We start from the raw sequence: 7,483 nt of genomic DNA on the forward strand, positions 1-7,483 counted from the left end.
AATAAAGAGCTGGTCTAGTAGAGCAGGTGTTGCACTTCAATTTTAAATCGAGGCAATGTTTAAAAAGAAGAAAGGGTGAATGGCTTGGCAAACGTTGATATGTCAAAATTTGACAAAATCATCGTCCTAGACTTTGGTAGTCAGTATAATCAATTGATCACACGCCGGATTCGTGACATGGGCGTGTACTCCGAACTCAAGGCACACACCATGAGTGCCGCCGAAATCAAAGCTTGGGGACCCAAGGGGATTATCTTCTCCGGGGGACCAAACAGTGTGTACGACAGCAGTGCCTTTAATGTTGACCCGGAGATCTTTGAATTGGGGATTCCAATTCTGGGGATCTGTTATGGGATGCAGCTGATGGCCCACAGCCTGACTGGTGGGAAGGTGGAGTCCGCCGACAACCGTGAATACGGTCGTGCGGATATCACCGTGCTCAGCGATAATGCAAAACTGTTCAAAGACACACCTAAGCAACAGACGGTGTGGATGAGCCATGGTGACCTGGTTACCCAGGTGCCTGATGGCTTCAAACGCGTGGCCACGAGCGAAAATTGCCCGATCTCGGCCATGCAAGACGTTGACCGTAACTTCTACGGGATTCAATTCCACGCGGAAGTTCGGAACACGGAATTCGGGAATGATATCCTGAAGCACTTTGCCTTTGACGTCTGTGGCGCAGAATCCAACTGGTCGATGGATGATTTTATCGACCTGCAAATCGAACACATCCGGGAAACTGTGGGCGACAAGCGCGTCCTTCTCGGATTGTCCGGTGGGGTTGACTCCTCTGTTGTGGGGGTACTCCTGCACAAGGCCATTGGCACGCAGCTGACCAGCATCTTCGTCGACCACGGCTTGCTCCGTAAGGGTGAAGCCGAACAGGTCATGGCAAGCTTGGAAGGTAAGTTTGGGTTGAACATCGTTAAGGTGGACGCTCAAGACCGCTTCCTCAGTAAGCTGGCTGGCGTTACCGAACCCGAAAAGAAACGGAAGATCATCGGCAATGAGTTTATCCAAGTCTTCAATGACGAGGCTCAAAAGCTCGATGGGATCGACTTCTTGGCACAAGGAACCCTATATACCGACGTGATTGAAAGTGGGACTGATACGGCGCAAACCATCAAGTCACACCATAACGTCGGTGGGTTGCCAGAAGACATGCACTTCCAGTTAATCGAGCCGCTACGGTCATTATTTAAAGATGAAGCCCGCGAGTTGGGTGAAAAATTGGGGATGCCAAGCGATCTCGTTTGGCGTCAACCATTCCCAGGTCCTGGTTTAGGGATTCGGGTCCTTGGTGAAATCACGCCAGAGAAGTTACAGATCGTCCGCGATAGTGACTTAATTCTGCGTGAGGAAATCAAGAAGGCCGGACTCGACCGTGATATCTGGCAGTACTTTACGGTCTTGCCAAACATCAAGAGTGTCGGTGTCATGGGTGACGGCCGGACCTACGACTATGCCGTAGGGATCCGGGCCGTAACTTCAATCGATGGGATGACGGCGGACTTTGCCCGGATTCCATGGGACGTGCTGCAGGAGATCTCCGTGCGGATCGTTAACGAAGTGGATCACGTGAACCGCATCCTTTACGATGTTACGAGTAAGCCGCCTTCGACTATTGAGTGGGAATAATTCCCATGACTAAGTTGAGTGGCAATTGTCGATAAAGTGACAGTTACTAAGTCCACGCTTAGTCGAATTTAACTTAAAATCAGCGAGCTCCTTACCGTGACTTGGTAATCGAGAACTGAAGAAGGATCACTGCTAGTCGAAAGATTCGCTAGTAGTGGTCCTTTTATTTTGTGTCAGATTTTCCAAATTCACTGTTTCAGAGATTAAACTACCTTTTATTCAAACATTTAGGGATAATATTACCTCGTTGTGGTACAATACAGTCGTTATTCTTAATAAACAATTTGATAAGCAGTTAATCGGGAGGAGGATTATTGTTCCTATCAATTTGTACTTAATCTTATAGGGGGAAATTATCATGTCAAAATTCACAAAGTTAATCGCCATTATTGCTGTGACGTTGGGTGTCGCTGGCGGTGTTATCACCACAACCAATCCCGTTACAGCTTCAGCCAACACCAAGTTCCGCTATTACAAAAACGTCAAAAATCAAACATATAAAATCAAAACCAAGAAAGCCGATATCTATTCTAACGGTAAGCTCAAGATCAAGAGTACCTTCTGGCTTGGGGCCTTCGGTGAGAAGGGGGAGTATGTGCTCATTACCTACTCGTCGCATGTTACCCAAAATGGAAAAAAAGCCGTCTATTACAAGTTTAAAAATGCAGCTGGTTTCACTGGTTGGGTTCGAAGTAGCGCGTTGAAGAAGGCCAAAGCGCCTAAGTCAGTGACTAACCTGTTGAAGAAGGTCAAAGCCCACAAGGCAGAGTTGTAGACTATCAGCAACAGGCCTTACCAATCCATCTTTGATAGTCCTTGTAAATCATTAGAGAGTTTCTTACCGTAATTTGATAATGGAAAAGGATCGCTACTGGTCGAAGAAATTCGCCAGTGAAGTGCCCTACAATTGTTAGACAGATAAGTCTAACGATTGTGGGGCTTTTCTTATGACCAAATATAGTAGTCAATTCAAAACCAGAGTAGTTCGTGAATATTTTAGTGGTGGGATTGGTCTGAAAAACTTAAGTACTAAGTATCAGATTCCTAGCACAGGAAACATCTTAAATTGGGTAAAACAAGCGCAAGCGCATGGCATGGGTTCTTTAAAGGTGAAGCATCATAAACAAACGTATTCACCGGACTATAAACTTAGCGTGGTAGACTATATCCAAACAAACGAGGTTAGTCGTATACAAGCCGCAGCGCATTTCGGTATCTCAGCCAGTCAAGCTAATAGCTGGATGACTATCTACCAAAAGCAAGGCATAATGGGTTTACGTAGTAAACCTCGTGGAAGAAGGCCAATTATGAGTAAGCACAAGCCCCAGGGAAGTACAACTAAGCGGTTAACATCAACGAAAGAGGAAAAATACAAACAACAGATCACTGAGTTACGACGACAACTACACGAAGCAGAATTGGATCGTGACATTTTAAAAACGTTGGCGGCTATAACCAGGAAACAACCAAAGTAAAAGCTAAAATTGTCTCCACGTTACGGTCGCAATATCCACTAAAGGAACTTTTAGGAAAATTACAATTGGCTAGATCAACCTACTATGACCGATTGAAACGCAACCTTAAGCCAGATAAATATGCGAAGGTTAAGGTATTCATACGTAAGGAGTACCTCAAAACTGGTTCCAGGTACGGATACCGTCGAATTCACAAGAAGGCCGTCGAGGCCGGGTTCAATTACGCAGAGGAAACTATTCGTAAGATTATGACCGCGATGGGGCTTAAAGTAACCCTCTTTTCGAAACATACCAGCAAATACAGTTCATATAAGGGTAGTGTGGGGAAGATTGCGCCAAACCTTCTTAAACAACGCTTCAACGCGACTAAACCGCTAACAGTAATGCATACTGACGTCACTCAAGTTCCACTGTACAACGGAAAATGGGGCTATATTTCAGTTATTATTGATGAGGCTAGTAAGGAGGTTTTGTCAGCCGTTGCCAGCTATTCACCCAATAAGAAACTAATTACGGATACTTTAGACCAAGTACAAAACCACATTATTAGGGGGTTCCACCCTATTCTTCATTCCGACCAAGGTTGGCAATATCAGTTGCCAAGCTACCAAGCGCGACTCAAACATATGGGAATCACCCAAAGCATGTCCCGTAAGGGAAACTGTCATGATAACGCACCAGTAGAAAGTTTCTTTAGTCTTTTAAAACGTGAATGTTTAAACAAATATAAAATTGAGAATATTACCGAGTTGAATGGTATTTTGAAATCTTATATTGCTTGGTTCAATAAAGATCGAATTTCGATGAAGACAAAAGGCTTGAGCCCTATAAATTATAGGAATCAAGCCTCAGTAGCATAAATTAAATTACTATTTGTCTAACTTTTCTATTGCACTTCACAGTAACGGTCCTTTTTAGTTTGTCTGATTGTTTAAAACTTGACAGGCATGTTAAAATTAATTTACTTAAATAAATTTAATTGCTACCCCCACAAATTAATTTTCAGATTTTTACAAGTCTGTTTTTTATTGCGGCGTCGCGTTAAGCTAGCTTTAGCCAATTTGGTTGAGGCTAGCTTATTTTTTTGGGGGTGACTGAGTGTGCAAAAGACCGTAAATCCATTGTTAAGCAGATTACAATTGTTGCAGGATTTGAAGTTTCTGATCGACCGGGGTTCAAACCACCGCGTGGATTACAGAAGATTTCGAATCTTTGAAATCAGGCTACCGACTGGAGCGATTGATTTGGTTGCCGAGTATCAGGCCCGTGCAAGTGAGTATACACTGCCTGAGATCGCAGCCCTAATCGTACAGAAGTATCAATTATAATTTTAAAATTTTCAGGATGCTTTCCGCGAGGGTCTCGCGTTGCACTTCTGGGAGCACCTTTAGATAGGAAATTAATTCTAAGGTGTGGATTCCAGTCAGAGCGTCATCTGTGAAAAAGTCACTTAAGGTTAGGTTCAGAGCCGACGCGATTGCCTGAAGCTTGTTCAGGCTGATATTCTCGAGTTCTCCGCGTTCGATTCGCGAGATTAAACTAACGGAAACGCTAGCTCTTTCAGCTAATTGTTCGATGGTTAAATCTAATGCGCGTCGTTTCTGATTCACCAGTTTACTAATTGAGGTTTGCATGGTTGGCTATCTCCTATTGTGGTGTTAAAGCTAACCTTAAGGGAGTATTTAGACCATTGACAGAGATAAAAAGACCTTTTATTCATAAAAATAAGGAAAATAGTACTCATTTGTTTTATACTAGTCTTGCACCGTTGGGGAATTATTGATTGAAGGGGGATGAGTCACTAGGTAACCTCATCTTACGGTTAGGTATTCTGTTCTTTATCATCGTTGCAAAGGTTCCGGTGTACGGGTAATTCATTCTGAAAAAGCCGTAGTAATGGGGTTCTGCTTGAATACCCCTATTGTTTCAGATCCTTAGCAGCGTTACAATAATAAGCGGTAAAACCATCACTCTGGTGGATTATCCGTCCATTAAATGATTTAAGGTCTTTGAAGGTAGCAGCTTACATAAATATTTGAAATTCTGGTCGTCGATGACCGGTAAACGTTGCCTTTAGGCTTTAAGTGACTAATTAGAGTTTCAGTAAATAGATTCACAAAGGGGAGAAACAGCATGAAGAAACATTGGCTAGCTACATTACTCATCATTGCCAGTCTTACTAGCGTTGGCACCACAGCTTCTGCGCAAACTAAGGCTCAGTACTACACCGCTAATCCTGGTATTATCAAGGTTAAGAAGACGGTCACCTACTACAAGGATGCCGCTAAGAAGCACAAGGCGGCGAAGTTCCACAAGGGGGACTTCGTTAAGATTTCTAAGGTGGTTGTGGTCGAAGGTCATAATCCGATGTTGAAGACCAACAAGGGCATCTACGTTTCTGCCAACAAGGCCTACGTTGCCAAGACGAAGGGTTATCAAAATCCAAAGAAGTATTATCAAGTCAATTACAATCAGATCAAGCCTTACGGTAAGGTCGGCTACACCGTCAAGCGGGGTTACGAGGGTATCAAGACTTGGAAGATTATGCGTCGTTTACATACCGCTAATGGGTACAACAAGTACAACTCAGCGACGTATTATGCCGTGAAGAATTTCCAGCATAAGCATCACTTGAAGGCTACGGGGAATGTTAACGAAAAGACCTGGGTCAAGCTGGGCTTTTCTAAGTCCAGTTGGAAGAGCATTGACTCCTACGTTGCGCCATTAGGGGCCCACGCTTGGAATGGCCGCTCAGCTCATATCGAAGCCATGATTAAGCAAGCTTACAAGTATAAGGGCAATCCTTATCTGGTAGGGTCTTCCTCGAAGCCAAACTATGGGACCGACTGTTCTGGTCTGGTCATGCAGGCCCTGTATGCCGGTGGTATCAACACCAAGCCAATCAGTTCCATCCATCATGCTTATCCCGGTAACGAATGGAATTCTCGTAACCTGTGGGCTAGCAAGAAGTTCCAACACGTGGCTTACCGTCACAAGAAGCGTGGGGACTTGGTCTTCTATTACCAACCTGGTACCCGGACAATTTGGCACGTTGCCATTTACTTAGGCAAGGGTAAGGTTATCGAAAGCTGGCCACCACGGATCATGGTTCAACCAATCAAGAATGGCCAACGCTCTGACGTTGCGGGAATCGCTCGCGTTTTCCATTAAGCTTTAAATAGTTCAACAGTTTCAATTAATGACTCTTGGTCAACGGATGCTGATGAAGGGAACCTGAAGAGGTTCAATTTTAACTTTTTGAATTGGGCCTCTTTTTCTATGTCAATTTTGGAGGCGGCAGGCAGTTTGAGTTGCCTATATCGCTACCGAATTATCTAATAACAACAAATTTATGCTAGGGAGGGTTCAACTATGAACCGGTATATTAAACGCTTAATGGGCGTCGCTTTATTAGGAACCGCAATTTTATCATTGGCAGCTTGTGGGAAATCAGGTGCCAACCAAGTTAATTCAAAGGAGATCACCTTTCTCAAGGATGCACAGTCTTCAAATCAACGAATTTGGTATTTTGCCAGTAACGATGACAGCCAAAATCGGGAATTAAGTAAGAGTACAAAAATCCGGACTATATTCGTCACCAAGAATGGAAAGGTGACAGCCTATACGCCTAAAGGGACCGGGATGGCGTTTAAAGATATCAACAAGAAATCAGATTCACAAATCATCTCAAACTTAAAGAAGGCAGATCGAGCTGGCTTTGATGAGTTCGTGAGTGGCGATCATTCATTGGTAAACAGTCAGCTTCAGGAGGCCAAAAAAAGTCTGAAGGATGCGAAGGAACTTCTGAAGACGGATACTGAAAGACGTAAGCATGATATCGGTTTAGACAAGTCAGTACTGGAAGAAGATAAGGAAGACATCGATTCCAATGAAAAGACGGTCTCGTACTACCAAACGGTTCTTAAAAATCTAAAGTCCAAGGAGCCTAAGTATGAGGCACCGTTTGCCAGTGATTTGCGAGCTGAGGTGACCACCGATAGTTCAGGCAATAAAGTTGGTTCAGAACGGCTCATCTATTCCGCACGTAGTTATCAGCCAGTAGATACGTTGGTAACCGACGAATACAAAACAAATTATCCCGAGTATAAGATGGCAACGAGTAACATCCCATTGCAGGGGACTTATTATGCCCCAGCACATATCTTTGATGACATGTATACAGGGTACACGGGTGTTACGGATGATAAAGATTTCTATTTATTGACCAAGACGACTAATAAGAAGGTTAAGGTTCAGTTCGATAAAACTAAGACTAAGAATGTTAAAGTGACGGATTATTAAAGATTTTTATTGCCTCAATTGTCAAATCAAGTGCAACACTAAGAATCTATTCTTAGAAGTGGTCT

General features: G+C 43.6%; 8 protein-coding genes. 7 read left to right on the top strand and 1 reads right to left on the bottom strand.

The annotated features are described in order from the left end of the window. Positions 1–99: 99 nt before the first annotated feature. The 5 genes from guaA to IV54_RS07425 all read left to right on the top strand — a co-directional run bounded on the left by guaA (position 100) and on the right by IV54_RS07425 (position 4,444). On the top strand, positions 100–1,641 hold the full coding sequence (gene guaA, locus IV54_RS07405; protein WP_191980414.1) for a glutamine-hydrolyzing GMP synthase: 1,542 nt from the start codon (positions 100–102) through the stop codon (positions 1,639–1,641). Between the two features lie 358 nt (positions 1,642–1,999). After that, positions 2,000–2,416 carry a hypothetical protein gene (locus tag IV54_RS07410; RefSeq protein WP_057878750.1) on the top strand — a complete coding sequence of 139 codons (417 nt, stop codon included), beginning with the start codon at positions 2,000–2,002 and terminating at the stop codon, positions 2,414–2,416. Positions 2,417–2,588: 172 nt separating this feature from the next. After that, positions 2,589–3,116: a helix-turn-helix domain-containing protein gene (locus tag IV54_RS07415; protein WP_057878751.1), complete on the top strand. Its 528-nt coding sequence runs from the start codon at positions 2,589–2,591 to the stop codon at positions 3,114–3,116. 8 nt (positions 3,117–3,124) lie between these two features. Then, positions 3,125–3,976, top strand: coding sequence for an IS3 family transposase (locus tag IV54_RS07420; RefSeq protein WP_057878752.1), 852 nt, complete (start codon positions 3,125–3,127; stop codon positions 3,974–3,976). A 240-nt stretch (positions 3,977–4,216) separates the two neighbouring features. Next, a complete protein-coding gene (locus IV54_RS07425) occupies positions 4,217–4,444 on the top strand; it encodes a hypothetical protein (protein WP_057878753.1) in 228 nt (75 codons plus the stop codon). Here IV54_RS07425 and IV54_RS07430 read toward each other — a convergent pair. Further along, positions 4,439–4,750 (bottom strand): helix-turn-helix domain-containing protein, encoded by a 312-nt coding sequence (locus tag IV54_RS07430; protein WP_057878754.1) that lies wholly within the window; start codon positions 4,748–4,750, stop codon positions 4,439–4,441. The genes IV54_RS07425 and IV54_RS07430 overlap by 6 nt on opposite strands. Positions 4,751–5,249: 499 nt before the next feature. On the opposite strand from IV54_RS07430, the gene IV54_RS07435 reads away from it, so the two are divergent. Then, entirely contained in the window at positions 5,250–6,287 is a 1,038-nt protein-coding gene (locus tag IV54_RS07435) for an NlpC/P60 family protein (RefSeq protein ID WP_057878755.1), read from the top strand. Positions 6,288–6,488: 201 nt separating this feature from the next. After that, positions 6,489–7,418, top strand: a complete 930-nt coding sequence (locus tag IV54_RS07440; protein ID WP_057878756.1) for a hypothetical protein — start codon at positions 6,489–6,491, stop codon at positions 7,416–7,418. Positions 7,419–7,483: the final 65 nt, after the last annotated feature.

Origin of the sequence: Levilactobacillus paucivorans (assembly GCF_001437125.1) — a bacterium.
In the GTDB taxonomy this organism is placed as follows: Bacteria; Bacillota; Bacilli; order Lactobacillales; family Lactobacillaceae; genus Levilactobacillus; species Levilactobacillus paucivorans.